25 protein-coding genes are annotated in these 18,017 nt (G+C 65.3%); 12 read left to right on the forward strand and 13 right to left on the reverse strand.

Annotation, left to right across the window (positions count from 1 at the left end; all coding sequences use genetic code 11):
• Positions 1–3: 3 nt before the first annotated feature.
• On the forward strand, positions 4–408 hold the full coding sequence (locus CQY20_RS05625) for an ester cyclase (RefSeq protein ID WP_097938868.1): 405 nt from the start codon (positions 4–6) through the stop codon (positions 406–408).
• On the opposite strand, the gene CQY20_RS05630 is transcribed toward CQY20_RS05625, so the two are convergent.
• Complete coding sequence (locus CQY20_RS05630; RefSeq protein ID WP_272938797.1) at positions 409–1,893, reverse strand: PucR family transcriptional regulator; 1,485 nt, start codon at positions 1,891–1,893, stop codon at positions 409–411.
• A 163-nt stretch (positions 1,894–2,056) separates the two neighbouring features.
• On the opposite strand from CQY20_RS05630, the gene CQY20_RS05635 reads away from it, so the two are divergent.
• Both CQY20_RS05635 and speB read left to right on the forward strand, forming a co-directional pair.
• On the forward strand, positions 2,057–3,445 hold the full coding sequence (locus CQY20_RS05635; RefSeq protein ID WP_097939040.1) for an MFS transporter: 1,389 nt from the start codon (positions 2,057–2,059) through the stop codon (positions 3,443–3,445).
• The gene (gene speB, locus CQY20_RS05640; RefSeq protein ID WP_097938872.1) at positions 3,438–4,454 is read left to right on the forward strand and encodes an agmatinase; all 1,017 of its coding nucleotides are present in this window, start codon (positions 3,438–3,440) and stop codon (positions 4,452–4,454) included. Before CQY20_RS05635 ends, speB begins: the two co-directional genes overlap by 8 nt.
• Before the next feature lie 23 nt (positions 4,455–4,477).
• On the opposite strand, the gene CQY20_RS05645 is transcribed toward speB, so the two are convergent.
• The gene (locus tag CQY20_RS05645) at positions 4,478–4,789 is read right to left on the reverse strand and encodes a hypothetical protein (protein ID WP_097938874.1); all 312 of its coding nucleotides are present in this window, start codon (positions 4,787–4,789) and stop codon (positions 4,478–4,480) included.
• 166 nt (positions 4,790–4,955) lie between these two features.
• Between CQY20_RS05645 and CQY20_RS05650 the strand changes: the two genes are divergently transcribed.
• Positions 4,956–5,318 (forward strand): hypothetical protein, encoded by a 363-nt coding sequence (locus CQY20_RS05650; RefSeq protein ID WP_097938876.1) that lies wholly within the window; start codon positions 4,956–4,958, stop codon positions 5,316–5,318.
• 16 nt (positions 5,319–5,334) lie between these two features.
• On the opposite strand, the gene CQY20_RS05655 is transcribed toward CQY20_RS05650, so the two are convergent.
• From CQY20_RS05655 to fdxA, 4 genes are read right to left on the reverse strand one after another with little or no spacing between them, the layout of a single operon-like run.
• Positions 5,335–5,610, reverse strand: coding sequence for a hypothetical protein (locus CQY20_RS05655; RefSeq protein WP_234816116.1), 276 nt, complete (start codon positions 5,608–5,610; stop codon positions 5,335–5,337).
• Between the two features lie 25 nt (positions 5,611–5,635).
• A complete protein-coding gene (locus CQY20_RS05660; protein WP_097938879.1) occupies positions 5,636–6,064 on the reverse strand; it encodes a hypothetical protein in 429 nt (142 codons plus the stop codon).
• Positions 6,061–6,756, reverse strand: a complete 696-nt coding sequence (locus CQY20_RS05665; protein ID WP_097938881.1) for a helix-turn-helix transcriptional regulator — start codon at positions 6,754–6,756, stop codon at positions 6,061–6,063. Before CQY20_RS05665 ends, CQY20_RS05660 begins: the two co-directional genes overlap by 4 nt.
• The gene (fdxA, locus tag CQY20_RS05670) at positions 6,756–7,100 is read right to left on the reverse strand and encodes a ferredoxin (protein WP_097938883.1); all 345 of its coding nucleotides are present in this window, start codon (positions 7,098–7,100) and stop codon (positions 6,756–6,758) included. The genes CQY20_RS05665 and fdxA overlap by 1 nt, the downstream gene beginning before the upstream one ends.
• 47 nt (positions 7,101–7,147) lie before the next feature.
• On the opposite strand from fdxA, the gene CQY20_RS05675 reads away from it, so the two are divergent.
• Positions 7,148–7,435: a DUF2249 domain-containing protein gene (locus tag CQY20_RS05675; protein WP_097938885.1), complete on the forward strand. Its 288-nt coding sequence runs from the start codon at positions 7,148–7,150 to the stop codon at positions 7,433–7,435.
• Positions 7,436–7,547: 112 nt separating this feature from the next.
• Complete coding sequence (gene ctaD, locus CQY20_RS05680) at positions 7,548–9,257, forward strand: aa3-type cytochrome oxidase subunit I (protein ID WP_097938887.1); 1,710 nt, start codon at positions 7,548–7,550, stop codon at positions 9,255–9,257.
• Positions 9,258–9,278: 21 nt separating this feature from the next.
• Here ctaD and CQY20_RS05685 read toward each other — a convergent pair whose 3' ends face one another.
• Positions 9,279–9,965: a helix-turn-helix transcriptional regulator gene (locus CQY20_RS05685; RefSeq protein WP_097939042.1), complete on the reverse strand. Its 687-nt coding sequence runs from the start codon at positions 9,963–9,965 to the stop codon at positions 9,279–9,281.
• Between the two features lie 258 nt (positions 9,966–10,223).
• Between CQY20_RS05685 and CQY20_RS05690 the strand changes: the two genes are divergently transcribed.
• The 3 genes from CQY20_RS05690 to CQY20_RS05700 are packed head-to-tail and all read left to right on the forward strand — an operon-like array spanning position 10,224 to position 11,861.
• Complete coding sequence (locus CQY20_RS05690; protein ID WP_234816117.1) at positions 10,224–10,721, forward strand: DUF5994 family protein; 498 nt, start codon at positions 10,224–10,226, stop codon at positions 10,719–10,721.
• Positions 10,711–11,022, forward strand: a complete 312-nt coding sequence (locus CQY20_RS05695; RefSeq protein ID WP_097938891.1) for a DUF3040 domain-containing protein — start codon at positions 10,711–10,713, stop codon at positions 11,020–11,022. The genes CQY20_RS05690 and CQY20_RS05695 overlap by 11 nt, the downstream gene beginning before the upstream one ends.
• Positions 11,019–11,861, forward strand: a complete 843-nt coding sequence (locus CQY20_RS05700) for a slipin family protein (protein WP_097938893.1) — start codon at positions 11,019–11,021, stop codon at positions 11,859–11,861. Before CQY20_RS05695 ends, CQY20_RS05700 begins: the two co-directional genes overlap by 4 nt.
• A gap of 34 nt (positions 11,862–11,895) precedes the next feature.
• Here CQY20_RS05700 and CQY20_RS05705 read toward each other — a convergent pair whose 3' ends face one another.
• Complete coding sequence (locus CQY20_RS05705) at positions 11,896–12,249, reverse strand: HNH endonuclease (RefSeq protein WP_097938895.1); 354 nt, start codon at positions 12,247–12,249, stop codon at positions 11,896–11,898.
• Positions 12,250–12,357: 108 nt separating this feature from the next.
• Between CQY20_RS05705 and CQY20_RS05710 the strand changes: the two genes are divergently transcribed.
• Positions 12,358–13,518: an LmeA family phospholipid-binding protein gene (locus tag CQY20_RS05710; protein ID WP_097938897.1), complete on the forward strand. Its 1,161-nt coding sequence runs from the start codon at positions 12,358–12,360 to the stop codon at positions 13,516–13,518.
• 4 nt (positions 13,519–13,522) lie between these two features.
• Here the strand turns inward: CQY20_RS05710 and CQY20_RS05715 are convergent, their stop codons facing one another.
• From CQY20_RS05715 to CQY20_RS05725, 3 genes are read right to left on the reverse strand one after another with little or no spacing between them, the layout of a single operon-like run.
• Positions 13,523–14,023 carry a nitroreductase/quinone reductase family protein gene (locus CQY20_RS05715; protein WP_097938899.1) on the reverse strand — a complete coding sequence of 167 codons (501 nt, stop codon included), beginning with the start codon at positions 14,021–14,023 and terminating at the stop codon, positions 13,523–13,525.
• A 51-nt stretch (positions 14,024–14,074) separates the two neighbouring features.
• The gene (locus CQY20_RS05720) at positions 14,075–14,476 is read right to left on the reverse strand and encodes a hypothetical protein (protein ID WP_097938900.1); all 402 of its coding nucleotides are present in this window, start codon (positions 14,474–14,476) and stop codon (positions 14,075–14,077) included.
• Between the two features lie 37 nt (positions 14,477–14,513).
• Positions 14,514–15,209, reverse strand: a complete 696-nt coding sequence (locus CQY20_RS05725) for a guanylate cyclase (RefSeq protein ID WP_097938902.1) — start codon at positions 15,207–15,209, stop codon at positions 14,514–14,516.
• 26 nt (positions 15,210–15,235) lie between these two features.
• On the opposite strand from CQY20_RS05725, the gene CQY20_RS05730 reads away from it, so the two are divergent.
• Entirely contained in the window at positions 15,236–15,403 is a 168-nt protein-coding gene (locus CQY20_RS05730) for a hypothetical protein (RefSeq protein WP_097938904.1), read from the forward strand.
• On the opposite strand, the gene CQY20_RS05735 is transcribed toward CQY20_RS05730, so the two are convergent.
• Both CQY20_RS05735 and CQY20_RS05740 read right to left on the reverse strand, forming a co-directional pair.
• The gene (locus CQY20_RS05735; RefSeq protein WP_097938906.1) at positions 15,400–16,116 is read right to left on the reverse strand and encodes a cysteine hydrolase family protein; all 717 of its coding nucleotides are present in this window, start codon (positions 16,114–16,116) and stop codon (positions 15,400–15,402) included. The two genes, CQY20_RS05730 and CQY20_RS05735, sit on opposite strands and share 4 nt — an antisense overlap.
• A 110-nt stretch (positions 16,117–16,226) precedes the next feature.
• The gene (locus tag CQY20_RS05740) at positions 16,227–17,012 is read right to left on the reverse strand and encodes an adenylate/guanylate cyclase domain-containing protein (protein WP_097938908.1); all 786 of its coding nucleotides are present in this window, start codon (positions 17,010–17,012) and stop codon (positions 16,227–16,229) included.
• 25 nt (positions 17,013–17,037) lie between these two features.
• Between CQY20_RS05740 and CQY20_RS05745 the strand changes: the two genes are divergently transcribed.
• Positions 17,038–17,991 carry a hypothetical protein gene (locus tag CQY20_RS05745; RefSeq protein WP_097938910.1) on the forward strand — a complete coding sequence of 318 codons (954 nt, stop codon included), beginning with the start codon at positions 17,038–17,040 and terminating at the stop codon, positions 17,989–17,991.
• Positions 17,992–18,017: the final 26 nt, after the last annotated feature.

The following is an 18,017-nucleotide window of genomic DNA, read 5'->3' on the forward strand; positions in this document are numbered from 1 at the left end:
ACGATGAGCGCAGGCGACCTGTCTGTCGTCTACCGCGACTATCTGCGGTGCCTGAACGAACGGCGGTGGCCGGACCTCAGCGAGTATGTCGCAGATGAGCTGTCCTACAACGGAAATCGCATGACCCTGGCCGACTACCGTGCGTTGCTGGATGCGGACACCCGCGCCACGCCCGATCTGCAGTACCACCCCGAACTTCTCCTGGCCAACGGGGACATGGTGGCCTGCCGACTCTACTTCCGGTGCACCCCGCGGCACACGTTTCTCGGCATCGAACCGACAGGTGAACAGGTCTCCTTCGCAGAGCACGTGTTCTACCGGTTCGACGGCGGCCGGATCGTCGAGGTGTGGTCGCTGATCGACAAGGAGGTCGTTCGCGAGCAACTGTCCGGGCCGCCGATTCGATAGCTATTCCGGCTGTCCCAGCAGCTGACGCGCGTTCATCGCCAACCAGTACTGCGAAATCGCAGCGGTATCCGACAGACTGCACCCGCCAATCTTCTCGATGCGCCGAATCCGGTAGATGACCGTCTGCCGGTGAATGCACATCGCATCGGCGGTACGTTGCCACGACCGCTGATTGGCCAGAAAGCAGGCGAGTGTCTCGAGGAGCGAGGAGTCGTGGGTTCTGTCGTAGTCCTCAAGCGGTTTGAGCAGCCGGTCGACGAGGGCTTGAGCGTCTTCCGCGTTCGACAGGCCAACCCACGCAATCTCGGTGCCATATCTCGATACCGGTGTGTTGAGTCGCTCCGCGCTCGACAGCGCCCAGTTTGCTTCGCGCGACGCGTCGGGAAACCGTGCCAACGACCCCAGCGGCCGACTCATGCCGATCCGACCGCCCGTACCGAGCGCGTGGGTCAAGGCCACTTCCACGTCGGCGGTGTCGGGAACGAGCGCATGAAACGTCTTCCCGTCGAGCGCACTGATGTAGGGAATGTTGTGGCGCCACAACCACACATGCGCATCCAGCAGCGCGGTGTGATCGGACGCCGACGCGGAGACGACGATGGACGAGCTCTCGCTCAGGCCCAGCTCCTGCAACTCGCGCTGCATCGTCGATCGGTCAATCCGCCCCTCCAGCATCTGAGTCATGATCACCGAGCCGTGCTTGCGTTGCTGTTCCAGCATCAGCGCCGTTCGGGTCACCTCCAGCGACACGACGGTGGCAACGTGCTGCGTCTGGATCGGATCGACGGCAAACCTGGTGTCACTGATGGTCACCAGGGCAGCACCCTGATGGCCCGGGATGTCCGTCAACATCGCCGACGTCGAGGCGTCCGACGGCAAGCCAAAAGCGCCGCCGGACACGTTCTTTGACGCACCAGGAAGCGATGCCACCGCCGCGCGGATCCGCTCATCCAACCTGGGGGTGTTCGGGAACCAGGCGTCGCCCGTCGAGCGGGTGCAGACATAAAGGTCACATTCGAGTTCTCGGCCGAGGGCGCTCAGAAGATCGGCCGTGTTCAATCCCCGCGCGACCTGTCGGCGGATCAGGTCGTAGACGCGCATGGTGCGCGTCAACCGCTGAGCCTGCTCGACCAGGGTTGCTTCCGCCACGGCGCGCGAGATCAGCTCGAACGGCAGCGGATATTCCACCCACAGCACCGGGAAGCCGGTTTCGTCGCTCTGCTGGGTGAATGTGCGGGTCAGCGGCGGGCAGTACATCTGTTCGCCGATCGCAAGGGCAGCGACACCGGCCTCGCGCAGGCGATGGACGACCTCGCCCTGGTCGCGGGCCGACTTCGGAAACGACAGGCCGTTGGTCAGGAGCAGCTCGCCGCCCGTCACCCACCTCCACGGCTCGGGCAGATCGCACACATGCGTCCAGGTCACCGGGCTGTCGAGGCCGCTCCCGCCGGAGTGCACGCGCATCCTCAGGTGTGGCCGCGACACAGATCTCGCACCGTGATCCCCACACCGCCACCTTAGACAATTGGATAACAGTTCAGCGGACGTCTTAGACGTTCTCCGCTATCGGCGGGTGAGGTCGGCGGCGACAGTAAGACGCAAGGACAACGAGCACGGCGTGGTGCACATCGCACGATTGGAGTCACACATGTCAGGTCATCTCATCGATGATGCGCCGCTGACGTCCTTCCACAAGAAGCTCGCGCTGTACTCGTCCGGCGGACCGTTCATCGACGGGTACGCCCTCACGATCATCGGTGTCGCGCTCATCACCATGGAGCCGGCGCTGGATTTGTCGTCGACCGAGATCGGCTTGATCGGCGCCGCGAGTCTGGTCGGCGTGTTCGTCGGAGGCATGTTCTTCGGCTATCTCACCGACCGGATCGGCCGGCAGTTCATGTATATCGCCGACCTGCTCGCGCTCGCGCTCTTCTCCGTCCTGTCCGCCTTCGCCGGGGAGGCCTGGCAACTCATCATCCTTCGCTTTCTGCTCGGCGTCGCGATCGGCGCCGACTATCCCATCGCCACATCACTCTTGGCCGAGTACTCCCCGAAGAAATACCGGGGCACGTTGCTCGGTGCCATGTTCGTCGTCTGGGCGATCGGAGCGGCGGCGGCGTTCGTCGTCGCCTATCTCCTGCGCGGTGTCGGCCCCGACGCGTGGCGCTATCTCCTCGCCAGCCCAGCGATATTCGCCGTCGCCACCCTGCTGGCGCGCCTGGGCACGCCCGAATCGGCGCGATGGCTCCTGAGTAAAGGCAGAGTCGCTCAAGCGGAAGCCGCCGTGAAGAAGGTCTTCGGTCCGCAGTACGGCGTCAAAGATCTCCCCGCGGAGCCGGAGGTGAAGACCTCCTTCGTCAAAGTCTTCCAACGGCCGTACCTGCGCCGCACGATCTTCGTGGCGGTGTTCTGGACGGCCCAGGTGATACCGCTGTTCGCGGTGTACACCTTTGCGCCCGATCTGATGACGTCCTTCGGCCTGGAAGGTGATGCGAACCTCTACGGCGGCTCGCTGATCATCGCGCTGCTCTTCGTCGTCGGCGGGTTTCCCGGCCTCTACCTTGTCGAGCGCATAGGTCGACGCAAGCTGCTGTTGGGCTCATTCGCGATCATCGTTGTCGCGTTGGCGATTCCCATTGTGGTTCCGGATGTTCCGGCATGGCTGTTCTTCACGGCGCTCGCGGTTTTTGCGGTCACGTCCGGCGCGTCGAGCTTCCTCGAAGTCGTCTACCCCAACGAGATCTTCCCCACGGAAGTGCGCGCAACCGGTGTCGGCGTCGGGACGGCCGCCAGCCGAGTGGGGTCGGCGGCGAGCACCTACCTGATGCCGATCGCCTTGGCAAGTATCGGCGCCTCCGGAGTGATGGCCATCGGAGCCGCAATCACCCTGGGCGCGTTGATCATCAGTTACTTCCTGGCCCCCGAGACCCGCGGAATCGCCTTGCACGCCACATCCGCGGGCGACGCTGATGCGACGTCCGGGTCGCCGGTTGCGTCATCCGAAGTCACGCTATCGAGAACGGAATCCCATGACTGACAACATTCAAGTGGGTGCGGTCCCGTCCACGCAGGTCCCTCGCTATGCGGGCAAAAGCACGTTCGCACGCATCGTCGAGGCACACGAGGTCGGCGATTACGACATCGCGGTATTGGGCGTGCCGTTCGACGGGGGAACGTCCTACCGTCCTGGCGCGCGGTTCGGACCGATGGCCGTCCGGCAGGCCGCGCGCACGCTTCGGCCGGGCCATCACGTCGAGCTCGACGTCGCACCGCTACAGACCGTGCAGATCGTCGACGCAGGCGATATCACCGTCACGCCCTACGACATCGACGAAGCCTGCCGACAGATCCAGGACCGCACCGCCGAAATCCTGGGCGACCGCAACCGCAGGATCGTGTCGATCGGCGGGGATCACACGATCACGCTGCCCAGTTTGCGTGCGCTGCACAAGAAATACGGTCCGGTCGCGCTGGTGCACTTCGATGCCCACCTGGACACCTGGGACACGTACTTCAACGCGCCGGTCACCCACGGCACGGTCCTGCGGCGCGCGTTCGAAGAGGGGCTGCTGATCGAGGACCACTCCGTCCACGTGGGAATCCGCGGGCCCATCTATGACCGAATGGACCTCAACGACGACGCCCACATGGGTTTTCGCACCTTCCGTGCCAGTGACCTGGACGTTATCGGCATCGACGCCGCCGTCGACGTGATCCGCAGGCGGGTGGGTGACGCCCCGCTGTATCTGTCGATCGACATCGACGTCTTGGACCCCGCGTTCGCCCCGGGCACCGGCACGCCGGAGTCCGGCGGCCTGACCGCGCGCGAGTTGTTGCGAATGCTGCGCATGCTTACGGGGATGAACCTCATCGGCGCGGACGTCGTCGAAGTCGCGCCGGCCTACGACCACGCCGAGATCACGTCGGTGGCGGCGGCGACGGTCGTCTTCGATCTGCTGTGCCTCATGGTGCAGGACACCACTCCGACCGGGCCTACGAGTAAAGCGGCCGAGCAATTGGTCGGCCCGCCACCAGCGAACCGGTGACGGGCCGAGGAATTCAGTTGTCGTCAGTTCCCGACCGACGGGGTGGCCACCCGCACCGAACCGTCGCCCAGCTTGGCTTTCGGAGTTGACACGCGTACCGAGTCACCCACCTTGATCCCGGGGTTGACCTTCTCCGAGGCGCCGCCGAGCACGCTCTTGTTGCACTGGATGCACTCGACAACCGGGACGCCCCAGTCCGAAACGTCAATATTGGGTTGCGGATTCGACGGAGAGGCGCTTGCGACGCCCGTCGTGAAACCCAGCGCGGCGAGGGCGAGGCCCCCCGACGTCAGTGCTCCGACGATCACCTTCTTCACGCTGTGGGTGGTGTTCATGTTGTTGCTTCCTTTCGTGAGGCTCCGCGCTTCTCGCGTCGCCGTTGCGACAAGTACAGAGGCACGTTGCGACTACCGATCCCAAGAACGGCCAGGCAGCGGCCGAGCAGGGTATGGGGTTGACGATGCGCGCAAGATGGGGGGTACCGCAGTAAAGGGGAGAGCCATGGCCAGCGACGAACGAGCTGAGGCGCCCGACGAGCTGGATCGCCGGTCAGCCGAACTCGATGAGCATGAAAAGGCGCTTGAGCATCGCGAGGCTCAGCTGAACAAGCGCGAATATCTCGCGGCCGAACGGGACCGCATCGCGGCGGAGCGCGACATGTTGGCCAATGACCGGGAAGCGGCGGCCGACGAACGGGAGAGGAGCGCCGACGAGCGCGAGGGCACGGCCGCCGAACGTGAGCGGGAGAGGTTAGGGCGGGCCGTTGACGAACAGCAGCGCAGGCGTGCAGGCGCGCGGCGCGAAGACGCCGAGGTGTCACGTGAGATGGCCGAGTCAGAGCGCCGCAGCGAAGGTGGCCAGTGACGGCCAGTACGCGGCTTTACGGTGACGCCAGCTGGCCGCGCAGGTCGTCGACGTAGCTGTCGTAGGCGGCAGCGACCGCGTCGAGGTCGATCTCCTCGGGCAGATCGTCGGGGCTTTGACGCGCGACGAGATAGTCCGCGGTGGCCTCGACGACGCGTCGTTCGTCGTCGGCGATCTGCCCGACGACGTCGGGGTCGGCATGAATGCGCACGACGACGGTGTCCTCGCCGTATCCCGGCAATCGGACCACATAGTCGTGATCACCGAGCGGCTCAAGGGTGGGTTGGTTCATGCCCATCACTTCTCCTTCGCGGTCTTCATGTCGACAGCAGCGCGGCGCCAAGCGCGACAAGCGCCCCGAACTTCATGACTTCGGAGCCGACGTAGGCGTGATGCGCGCGTGAGCGAGGCCCGTCCTCCCCGCCCAAGATTCGCTCCGAGCGTCGGTTCAGACGGGGCCGCACCAGCAGTAGCTGGAAGGCAAGCAGTGCGCCGGTCAGGGTCGCGAGCACCAGCACCGGGCCTGATGGTTTCGCGACGGCCAGACACACCGCGATGACCACCGCCCATACCACTTCGGCGATGTTCAGTGCGCGGAACACGATGCGTCCGATCGCCAGGCCCACGCGAACGTCGAGACCCTCGGCGCGGAATTTCAGCGGCGCTTCCATAAACGAGATCGCCAATACCATCCCGAGCCATATCAGCGCCGCCGCCGCGGCAACCCGGATGGCAACTTCGGTCATCGTGTCTCCTCAGTGCTTCTTTTTGCGCGGACCAGACGCGCCACGCACAAGTCAGGTTCGACGAAGGGGTCCAGGCGGTTGACGTCGACCGGTGCCCGCATCGCGGTCAGTGCGCCCTGCATGAGGCCGAGGTGCACGGAGCAAACAACCTCTCGGTGCTGTTCAGCCAGACTCTGAAAAGGGCAGTGCCGCAGTCGAATTTCGCGTGTGCGGGGTCCTTCGGCGGGTTCCGGCTCGAAGCCAAGCCCTGCCAGGATTTCGATCAGTTCGTTGACCGCTTCGGTTTTCGACGGGGTGCGACGCCGGCTGGGTGCGCTAACCAGCGTCGCGCTCGTCGAACGGCCCAACTGTGCCGCGATCGCCGCGGCGTCAGGGTCAGCGGCCACGTAGTCGGTCAGGATGCTGGCGAGAAACTCGTAGTTGGTCGGTCCGTTCGGATCCATCCGGCGACTGGCACAAAACAGAACCGGCGGGCGGCCGGGGCCGGCGGAATCGCCCATCACCTGCTCGACCCGACCTGCGCGCAGCAACGCCTCGATGTGGAACCGGACCGTGTTCGGGTGCACACCGAGTTCATCGGCGATGCTGCTGATGCTGCGCGGTTCGTCCGATGCGCGCAGCAATTCGTAGATGACGTCCCGACGAAGGGGCGGCCGCGTCGTCGACCGTGGCACGGTCGTGTCGGTCGGCATCAGTCGCCTCGCGGCGGCAGCGCGGCGATCATCGGAGTGTCGGCGTCGACGACGCCGAGTTTGGCGGCGCCGCCTGGTGATCCCAACGGGCCGGGCTGCCCGGGCAGTGTTTCGGTGAAGAACTTCGCGTTCTCCTCGAGGTACGGCTGCAGGGGCTCGGGCAGGTCGTCTTCGTAGTAGATGGCTTCGACGGGACAGACCGGTTCGCACGCGCCACAGTCGACACATTCGTCGGGATGGATGTAGAGCATCCGCTTTCCTTCGTAGATGCAGTCCACCGGACACTCATCGACACACGCGCGGTCCTTGATGTCCACGCAGGGTTCTCCGATCACGTACGTCATGGGGCTGATATTACTCCAAATATAACTTGGAGGAATAGTATGTTTGTATGACGCCCTACGACGCCCCTGCGGTCGCCGACGCCGACGAATTCGACGTGCGGCGGATACCCAAATATCAACGGCTGCCGTTGATTTTCGCGCGATTCGACCTGCTCGCCGCAGGCGAGTCATTCGTCCTCGTGGTCGATCATGACCCGGTCGAGATACACGAGGACTTTGCGCGCCACCGACCCGGCGCCTACGCATGGCGCTACCTGGAGGGCAGCGACTCGGACAGGCGGTGGCGGATCAGGATCGTTCGCATCACCGACCCCGTGGCGATGCGCCTGCTGTGAGGGCTTCCGGTGGTGCTATTTAGAGGGCTATACTCATTTAAATAGGAGCTTCCGAGGAAGTGGTGCAGATGGCACACCAGATGCCTGGGCGCCGCGACGATCCGGGCCCAGCATGAGTACGCTCGCCGAACTGGTACCGACCCGGCCGCTGCCGGCGCAACCAAGCGTCAAGCAGGCACTTGTCTACCGGGTGGTGACGACCACCGACCCGAAACTGCTTGGCGTCATGTACACGGTCACCTCGATCGCCTTCTTCATGGTCGGTGGGTTGATGGCGTTATTGATGCGCGCCGAACTCGCGCGCCCCGGGCTGCAGTTCGTTTCGAACGAGCAGTACAACCAGCTGTTCACCATGCACGGCACGATCATGCTGTTGCTGTATGCGACCCCGGTGGTGTTTGGCTTCGCCAACTGCATTCTGCCTCTGCAGATCGGCGCGCCCGATGTCGCGTTTCCTCGGCTGAACGCATTCAGTTACTGGCTCTACCTGTTCGGGGCGCTGGTCACGGTCGCCGGATTTGTCACTCCTGGCGGGGCAGCGGACTTCGGCTGGACCGCCTACACCCCGCTCAGCAGCGCACTGCATTCGCCTGGCGTAGGTGGCGACCTCTGGATCATGGGTCTCGCGATCGCGGGTCTGGGCACCATCCTCGGTGCGGTGAACATGATCACCACGGTGGTGTGCATGCGAGCCCCCGGCATGACGATGTTCCGAATGCCGATCTTCACCTGGAACATCCTTGTCACGAGCGTCCTGATTCTGATTGCTTTTCCACTCCTGACCGCGGCGCTCTTGGGGCTGGCAGCGGATCGGCACCTGGGGGCGCACGTCTATGACCCCGCCAACGGTGGTGTGATCCTGTGGCAGCACCTGTTCTGGTTCTTCGGCCACCCCGAGGTCTACATCGTTGCGCTGCCGTTCTTCGGCATCGTCACCGAGATCATCCCGGTGTTCAGTCGCAAACCGGTGTTTGGGTACACGAGCATGGTGTACGCGACGGTGAGCATCGCGGCCTTGTCGACCTCGGTGTGGGCGCACCACATGTTCGCCACGGGCGCGGTGCTGCTGCCGTTCTTCTCGTTCATGTCATATCTGATCGCGGTGCCGACCGGGATCAAGTTCGTCAACTGGATCGGCACGATGTGGAAGGGACAGCTGACATTTGAGACGCCGATGCTGTTCACGGTCGGCTTCATGCTCACCTTCCTGCTCGGTGGCCTGTCGGGTGTCATGCTGGCCAGCCCACCGCTCGACTTCCACATCACCGACACCTATTTCCTGGTTGCACACTTTCACTACGTGCTGTTCGGCACGATCGTGTTCGCCACCTACGCGGGCATCTACTTCTGGTATCCGAAGATGACCGGCCGACTGCTCGACGAACGGCTGGGCAAGCTGCATTTCTGGCTGACGCTGATCGGGTTTCACACCACCTTCCTGGTGCAGCACTGGTTGGGCAACGAAGGCATGCCGCGCCGCTATGCCGACTACCTACCCAGCGATGGGTTCACCACCTTGAATGTCGTGTCGACGATCGGAGCGTTCATCCTGGGCATCTCGATGCTGCCGTTCCTGTGGAATATCTTCACCAGCTACCGCTACGGCGAGCCGGTGACCGTCGATGACCCGTGGGGCTACGGTAACTCGCTGGAGTGGGCGACCAGCTGCCCGCCGCCGCGGCACAACTTCACCGAGCTGCCGCGGATCCGTTCCGAGCGGCCGGCATTCGAGCTGCACTATCCGCACATGGTGAACCGGATACGCCGCGAAGCGCACATCGGTCGCACAGACCACGCGCCCGCTGTCAGGTGGCACGGGTAGCCGACCGTTTCTCGCGAGGAATTAGGACCGTCGCGAGGCTAGCCTGGCGATGCACAGTTCCGGTTCGACGAATGGGTCGAGCCGAGTCGATACCCCGTTCACTTGTGCGGCGGGTGGTGGACCGGTTGCAGCGGCCGTGTCGAGCAGGCCCTGCAGCAAGCCCAGGTGGATGCCGCATGTCACCTCAGGATGGGATCGAGCCAGTTCCCGGACCGGGCAGGCGCGCAGCCGAATCACCCGTTGTTTCTCGACGACTTGTTCACTGTCAGACGACAGCGATGCCATCGGCTCGGACGGTGCAACCAGTTCAGGGTCGAAACCCATGCGATCGAAGATGTCGGCAGCCAGCGCGGCGCCGCGATCCAGCGGCGTCGCCCGCTCAGCGTCGTCTGCTGGGGCCTCACCACGCGATCCCGCTATCCGCTTGGCCCACCGCAATCCGGTGCGCTGTGCGCGGCGAGCGCGTTTCTCCGCGGTCCTGCCCAGTTCCATCGCGAGAACCTCGGCGAGGACTCGATAGTCCAGCCGTTCCTCTACTGTGCGGTAGCCGGTTCGTGGACGACCGACTCCGTCGCGGTTCATCCGCACCCGTTCCAGAGCGCCTTGATCGCACAAGGCGTCTAGGTGAAATCGAACCGTCGTGATGTGCAAGTTGATCCGCGACGCCAGCTCGACGGCGTCGATCGGCCCGTCGTGTTCACGCACCATCTGCAGCACTCGGTCGCGTTGGTGGTTGCGTGGCAGACGATTTCGTCGCACACCTGTGGCTTTGGCGCCGTCTTCTGCGTTCAGCGGACTCTTACCTTCTCTTATTTTTAGCGGATATACTTCATTTATATTAACAGCCTTTCAACGAGCTGCGGCCGTACAGAATTCGATTTCTTCACAACTCAACGACTCGCGACGGGAGGGCCGCACATGTCACCAACTCTGTCCAGCCGACCCGTCGGTGCGCGCCGAACACGGATGGGCAACTTACGGTTGCGATTGAAGCCCCCGCACCGGTCGTGTGGGATCGTCCAGGGCGCCTGGTGGCCCCGGACGGATCAATTGCGCGTCGAGCTGCCGCCTCTGCTCACCGCGGTCTCGCGGCGAGTAGGTCCCATCGCGCGCGTTGTGTACGACGAAACAAGTTGGACGTCAACACCGTCAGCTGCGGAGCTCGACGGCCGGAGCATCCTCCTCGAAGCCTCCAGCGTCGCCCCGACCGACACGCTGTCGGTGTTCGGTGAGTGGATCAATCGGCTGGTGCTGCTGGTAGTGCCGCCCTATACGAACCCCACACGCGCATACATGGCCGTAGTGGCGGCGTCGAACCCGCACGATGACTCGACGCCAGACGAACTGCTCGGGATCACGCCGCGGGAAGCACACGATCGCCGACTTGCGGTGTCCGCTCGACAACGGTGGGAGTCTGGAGGGGGAGCGGCAATCGACGTTGAGGCGGTGCGGCGTGCTCAGTGACAAGGAGCGGAATGCCCTAGACGAGATCGAGCGCCAGCTGCGCTGGTCGAGCCCCGAGCTCGTTCGGCTGTTCAGCGGCGAGGAGCCGTTGCCGCCGACTCGGCGGCGGGCCAGATTCCGAGTACTGCTCGCTGCAGCGGCGCTGACGGCGCTGATCTTGCTGGGTCCGCGCACGCCCACCGAGGCCGAACTCCGATCTCAGCATCGGCGGCCACGGAGTGAACCATCACAGAGATTTGAGGCCCGAGCACACCGTCACCCCCGACAACCTTGGCCCGGGCGGAACTGGAGAGAATCATGATCGCCTTCTATTCCGTGGCCACCGCGGTTTGTCTAGTCGTGCTCTGGTTCGGCAGCAACCTGCGCATCATCAAGCAGTTCGAAAGAGGTGTCGTCTTCCGCTTCGGCCGCGTGCAGGGCGGCGTGCGTCGACCGGGATTGACGATGCTGCTTCCGATAGCTGACCGACTGACCAAGGTCAACATGCAGATCGTCACGATGCCGATCCCTGCCCAGGACGGCATTACCCGAGACAACGTGACCGTGCGCGTTGATGCCGTCATTTACTTCCAAGTCGCCGATCCGGTGCGCGTGGCCGTCGACGTCCAGGACTACATGTCGGCGATCGGCCAGGTTGCACAGACGTCGCTGCGTTCCATCATCGGCAAGAGCGACCTGGACGACCTGCTGTCCAATCGAGAGCGCCTCAACCAGGGCTTGGAGTTGATGATCGACAGCCCGGCATTGGACTGGGGTATTCATATCGATCGCGTCGAGATCAAGGATGTCGTCTTGCCCGACGCGATGAAGCGGTCGATGTCGCGGCAGGCCGAGGCCGAGCGTGAGCGTCGGGCGCGGATCATCACCGCCGACGGTGAACTTCAGGCATCGCAGAAACTCGCCCGGGCTGCCGAAGTGATGGCCGAGCACCCGGCCGCGCTGCAACTGCGGCTCCTGCAGACCGTCGTGGAGGTCGCCGCCGAAAAGAACTCCACACTGGTCCTGCCGTTCCCCGTGGAGTTGCTCCGCTTCTTGGAAAGGTCCACGCCGACGCCAGAGCCGCACGAGGAGCCGATTCCGATGACCGAACCCGCTCGCGGTAAGCCCTCGAACGCGTTGGGGGCCAGCCAGTTCAGCTGAACCGATAGCCGCTGAACAGCGCCTACGGGGCCGGTCAAACAGGTTCGGCGGCGAGCATCCGGTTGATCTCGCTCAGCCGCAACAAGAAACGGCGCTCGTCGAGCTTCTTGCGCCGCATCCAGCTGGTCACCTCGGCGTTGCACTTGCTCGTGTTGCATGACCGACAGCACGGCACGACGTTGTCGATCGCGTAACGGCCGCCCCGCGAAATGGGCAACACACAATCCTTTTGAAGCGGCGTCCCCGCAGCACCGCAGTAGGCGCAACCGCCCCAAGCCGCCTTCAGCGCCACCCACTGAGCCTCGGTGAGGTCGTGCACCTTCGCGGCCATGCGCCGCTTGCGGCGCCGCGCGTATCTCGCGGCACGCGTGGGTCTTCGGGACGGCACACGCCGAATTATCCCTGTCAGTGGCGCCATCGAGCCGCTGCGCGCCGGCGTGTCTCATTCGCTGGCATTCAACCGATGCGGCGCGCCTGATGAGGCAGAATCGCGGAAATGACCACGCCGCCGCAGCCTCCGGGACCGCCTGGTCGGCAGGGCCCGGACAACCCGCATGACGACCCTGCGACGCGTCGGCTGCGTCGCCCTGAGCAGCCGCCCGAGCCTCCGACCGAGCAACTCCGTTCGCGCCGGCGGCCTCCCGATGCGGCGCCGACGGAGCGGTTCCGCCCCTCCCCGCCACCGCCAGGGCCACCACCGTCGGCACCGCCACCGTCGGGACCGCCAGCCGGACCGCCGCCAGGGCCGCCTCCGGGTGCAGGTGCGCCCCCGCCACCGTCCCGCCCGGGTGCGCCTGGCCCGCCGCGGCCAGCCGGGCCACCGCCACCGCCTGCCGGTGGACCACCGCCGCCGCCTGCCAAGGCGCCGCCACCACCGCCTCCGCCACCCGCGGCGCCCGAGACGCCGACACCCGCGCCGAAGAAGCGCCGCGGTAGGGGATTTCTCAACCGGCAGTCGATCATCCTGATAGCGGTCATCATTGTCGCGTTGCTGGCGGGCGGTCTGGCCGGCGCGGAACTCTACGCGCGTCACCGCGCCGACGACGTCCTCATCGATGTCGCCGAATGTGTTGTCCGCGACGGCGTTACGATCTCCTACGGAGTCAACCCGCCGTTCCTGTGGCAGCACATCGCCGGCCACTACACCAACATCTCGGTTGAAACCGCCGGCCACAACGTCCAGGACGCCGACGGGATGACCGCCGACGTGACCGTCTCCGACGTGCGACTGCAAGACACCGGCGACTCCAAGGGCACCATCGGGGAGTTGACCGCGACGCTGACGTGGAAGTCGTCCGGCATCAAGGAAACGCTGGCCGAAAACCTTCCCGATGTCGGCAACCTGATCACCGGCGTGCGCACAGATCCCGCCGCGGGCACACTCATCGTAGACGCCGGTGAGAACAGTGTCACCGCCAAACCCGTTGTCACAGACGGTGATCTGAACCTCGAAGTGCTCGACGTGACCGGCCCGCTGCCGAAGGACGCGGTGCAGGCGGCGCTGAACGATCTCACCAAGAAACTCAACGACAACTATCCGCTCGGCATCCACGCCGACAGCGTCGAGGTCACCGACACCGGAGTGGTCGGCAAGTTCTCCAGTCAGGACGCATCCATCCCGAAGGAGGACGACAACCCGTGCTTCGCCCGGCTGTGACGCTCTAGCGCGGCGTCAGCCGAAACAGGGGAATGCGCCGCCCGGACGCTGCCGTCTTGACGCGATAGTCGGCGTAGCCGGCATACACCTGCTCGGCCAACCCGAAGAGCCGGGCGTACTCATCGGGATCGGTGACTTCGGTCGCGGTGAACGGCTGGTCGCCGAGCTCGCATTCGGGATGCGCCTTCAGGTTGTGGTACCACTGCGGGTGCTTCGCCTGGCCAGAGTTCGAGGCGACCAGAATCGGGGTCGGCCCGTCGTGGAAGTAGGTGAGCTGGTGCTCGCGGCGCTGCCCGGTCTTGGCGCCGGTGCTGACCAGTGGCGCGGTCGCGTTGCCGCCGAGGACCCACGGATAACGGCCGCCGGTGACGCGGAACAACCACGGGTCGATATGGAAGAAGACATGGCGCGCCACGAATTGGCCAGGACGCGAGCGGGCAAAGCGTTCCTGCGCCCGATACCACCGGCCACGTTCCTGCAGCGGGTCGACGTAGTGGAGCGGCATGGGCGGACCATAGCGTCGGGCTTTCGCGGCGAGGCCGGATTCGACAATTCGTCAGCTCGGGAGGGAACTGCCCGCCACGACGTTGATGTGCAGCGGCAACACGATGCGATCGTCGCGGCCCTCCAGCCGGACGGTGTAGATGTGCGGGCCGCCGCCGGGCTCGATGGGCAGCGCGATCGGCGGCGTCACCATGAAGGCGATTCGGCTCGGCACCGTGAAATACGACGAGCGCGCGGGCGTCCACTGCTGGCCGGTCGGGCCTGCGGCGTCGATGTGCAGGCCGAACTGTTTGCCACGGTCCTGCCTGCTGACCTCGCAGAAGATGACGCAGCGGGTCGCGAACGCGTTCGAGCCGTCGGCGACGGTCGTCGACGTCCAGCATCCGCCGGTCACATTGAGCATGTCGTCGACGACTTCGGCGTGGTTGGCAAAGAACGCGTTTGTTAGCCGCACCCCACGAAAGCTAGCGCATCTACCCACCCGGCGAGCGCTAATCGAGCACGACGGCGACTTCCTCGCCCAGCTTGTAGCCCTCCGCCAGGGGCAGTTTGTCGCCGCTCCAGAACTTGCCCGGATCGAACCAGCTGTAGTGCTTCTCGGTCGACAGCAGCCCCATCTCCTCGTAGGTGATGGCGACCGTCTCCGCGCAGTAGGCCGTCTCCAGGCCTGCCGTTCGCTGTTCGGCCTTCTTGCGCTGGGCCGACTCCCGAAGGCGCTTCTCCAGGAACGGGATACCCCTGGCCAGGTCGCCCGCCGTCGGCACCCGGCCGCGGAACCAGCGTCCCGTCAAGCGCGCGGTGGTGGGAAACGGCGTGCCGTCCATCCGGGCAACGACCCGAAGCGCTTTGTCCTCCTGCTCGCGGCTCGCGTGCGGAATGAGCTGCCGCAGCCAACACCGCTGGTGGTAATGGAGGATCCAGCGCTCGACCGCCGCGCGCGCGTCGTTGAGTTGGACGCCGCGGTGGTTGGTGCCGCTCCAGACGTCGAGCAGCTTGTCGCCGAGTTCGGCGTGCCACATCAGCGGCGGCAAGTCGTCGATCGCCAGCGTCATCCCGACGTGGTTCACCGGGGCGTTGGTCATGGTCTGAATCGCGCGGTCCGGCCCGGAGGCGCCGCGGAACAACCAGATATCGCCGGTGCGGGTCTCGTCCAGGGCGCGCGAGAGGGTGACCGTGTTCGCATCCACCAGCGCAGCTTAGGCACACTGACGGGATGCGCAGCATCTGGAAGTGGGTCGGGCTGGCCGGTGTCGCCGGGGTCGTCGCCGGCGGTGTACTGGTCGCGCGCGATCAACGCCGCCGCAACTCCTATACGCCCGAGGACATCCGCGCCCGCCTGCATCAGCGGCTGGCCGAATCGGAGCGGCAAGACCGCGGTTAGCGGGACGGAGGCGGAGCCAGCTTGGCGCGCAGCTGATCTATGGTCAGCACCCATGCGACGCTGCCCGCCATCAGTTCGAGCGCCATTTGATGATGGTCGTCGCCGCGCATGCTCGCGACACATTCCTCGATGACCACCGGGCGCAAGCCACGTGCGGACGCGCCGAATGTGGTGGCGTACACGCACGTGTCGGTGTTGATACCCGCGACGAGTACGACCTCGGGACGTAGGTAGCGGCGCAGAATCATCTCGAGGTCGGTGAGGTGAAAGCTGTCCATCTCACGCTTGTTACCCATCATGAAGTCACCCTCGGCCACCAGCGCGGGCATTACCTCTTCGGTACCCGACCCGGCGACCCGGTCGACGCGCGTGCGTGCGGGCGCGATGGGGTTCTGCGACAAGCCGGCCCGCTGTCCCGCCATCGTGTATTCCGCGTGATGACCGCCTAGCGCCGCCTCTTCGGGGCGCCTGCTGACAAAGCAGTGCACCACGGGAATGCCGTGTTCCCGGCACATGTCGAGCATCGCGACGGTGTCGGCGACCACTTGCTGGGCGATGTGCTCGGCAACCGGAGCCGATGCAACGGACGGGTCGAGAAAGTCGCGCTGCATGTCGATGGTCAGCGCGACGGTCCGTGTCGGATCTACGGTCAGCAGATCCCGCATGCGACGTTTGTAGTCCTCGCGATCGCGCAGCTGGATGGTCCGAGTCATCGCGTGTCCTTCCCGCGATGCGCATGATCCTGCGGCGCATCGGATTCGGCAACTATCGGCACGCGGATAGTTCGGCGTCGAACGGTTGCAGAGTCCGCGGTGCCGGTGTACTAGGCGGATGCGACCTCGTAGAGGCGGTGCGTGCCGCTGAAGCCTTTCAGCTCGACCTCTCGACCGTCGTCGAAGAAGATGTCGTCGCCGGTGACGGAGTCGCGCACCGCTTCGCTGACCAACGTCTCACCGCCGTCGGCTTGCGCGGCCACCCGTGCCGCCATCGCGACGTTGCGGCCGAACAGGTCGTCGCCGCGTCGCACCGACTTGCCGGTGTGGATGCCGATGCGGACCCGAATTCCGTTGGGCCGCTTGTTGAGCACCCGTTGCACAGCGATGCTGCACCGCACCGCCTGCTCGGGCTCGGCGAACGCGACCATGAAACCGTCGCCCTGACTCTTCACGACATGGCCACCATGGCGTTCCACCTGTCGGCGAATCATCTTGTCGTGCTTGTCGATCAGCCGGACATAGGCTCGGTCGCCGACGCGCTCGTTGAGGGCCGTCGACCCCTCGATGTCGGAGAACAGGATCGCGACCCTGCCGTCGGGTGCCAGTCGCGCCAGATCCGGGCGCTCCACCTCGGCCCAGTCGGCGAGGTCCTCGATGGAGGACCGGACCGCGGCGCCGAACCCCTCCCTGCGGATGATGTTGGCGGTCTGCCACATGGTCTTGACCGCCTCACGCCCACCGGACAAAAGCATGTTGCGGGTGTCGACGCGGCCGCGCAGCTCCTCGTTCTCGCGGCGGACGCGACTGAGCTGGACGGCCAGAATCCCGATCACCACGGCCTCGACGACGGCCACACCACCCAGCACGTAGGCGGCGATCTGCGTCCCGGTCACCGGTCAAGTATTGGATGCTGGTCTGATGCAGGCGAAGGCGCCCTACTACGAGAGCCGCTTCATCCGCGCGAACGCCCCCGACCGCGCGCAGGCGTTGTGGCTGCGGTCCACGGTGCTGCTGCCGACCGCCGGGGTACCCGTTGCCGACTCATGGGTGATGATCTTCGACCCCGACGGCGCAGGAAACCGCGCGCTCAAGGTGCCCCATCCCATCGACCAGTGTGCATTCGAGTACGACACCTGGACCGCCCGGATCGGCGCCACCTCGATCGACGATGTCTCGTCTCGCGGGACCGCCACCGGTTCGGGCCGGTCGGCCCGCTGGAACCTGCGCATCACCCCGGGCGACGAGGCGCCGGTGAAGTTGCTGACCGAACGCGCGTACAACGCGAAGTTCCCGACGGCCAAGACGATGGTGCGCCACCCGCTGGCCCAGTTCGACGGCAGCGTCGAACTCGACGACATCGCCGTCGATGTGGACGGATGGACCGGCAGCGTCAACCACAACTGGGGCCGCCGCCACACGCCCGGCTACGCGTTCGGGCAGGTGTGCGGATTCGATGAGGCGCCCGCCTCGACGCTTGAGGTGGTCACCGCGCACGCCGCCGTCGGTCCTGTCTCGCTGCCCGCCGCCACTCTGCTGGTGTTGCGCCACGACGGGCGCGAGCTCGCCGTCCGCTCGGTGCTCGCGACCCGGCACACGCGCGGCCAATACCGGCCGTTCCATTGGACGTTCGCCGCACGCGTTGACGACGTCACCGTCGACGGCGAGATCACCGCAGCGCAGTCCGATGTGATCGGGCTGACCTATACCGACACCAACGGTGAGTCGAAATACTGCTACAACTCCGCTCTTGCGACGTGTCGAATTCAGTTGACGGGCAGCGGAATCGACGCCACAGAACTGACCGCGACCCGCCGGGCGATGTTCGAGATCCTGACCGACACCCGCCACGAGTCGGTGCGCCTACTCACCTAGCCCGCCTTATCCCGCCGCTAGCCCGC

The organism is Mycolicibacterium agri (assembly GCF_002553505.1).
In the GTDB taxonomy this organism is placed as follows: domain Bacteria; phylum Actinomycetota; class Actinomycetes; order Mycobacteriales; family Mycobacteriaceae; genus Mycobacterium; species Mycobacterium agri.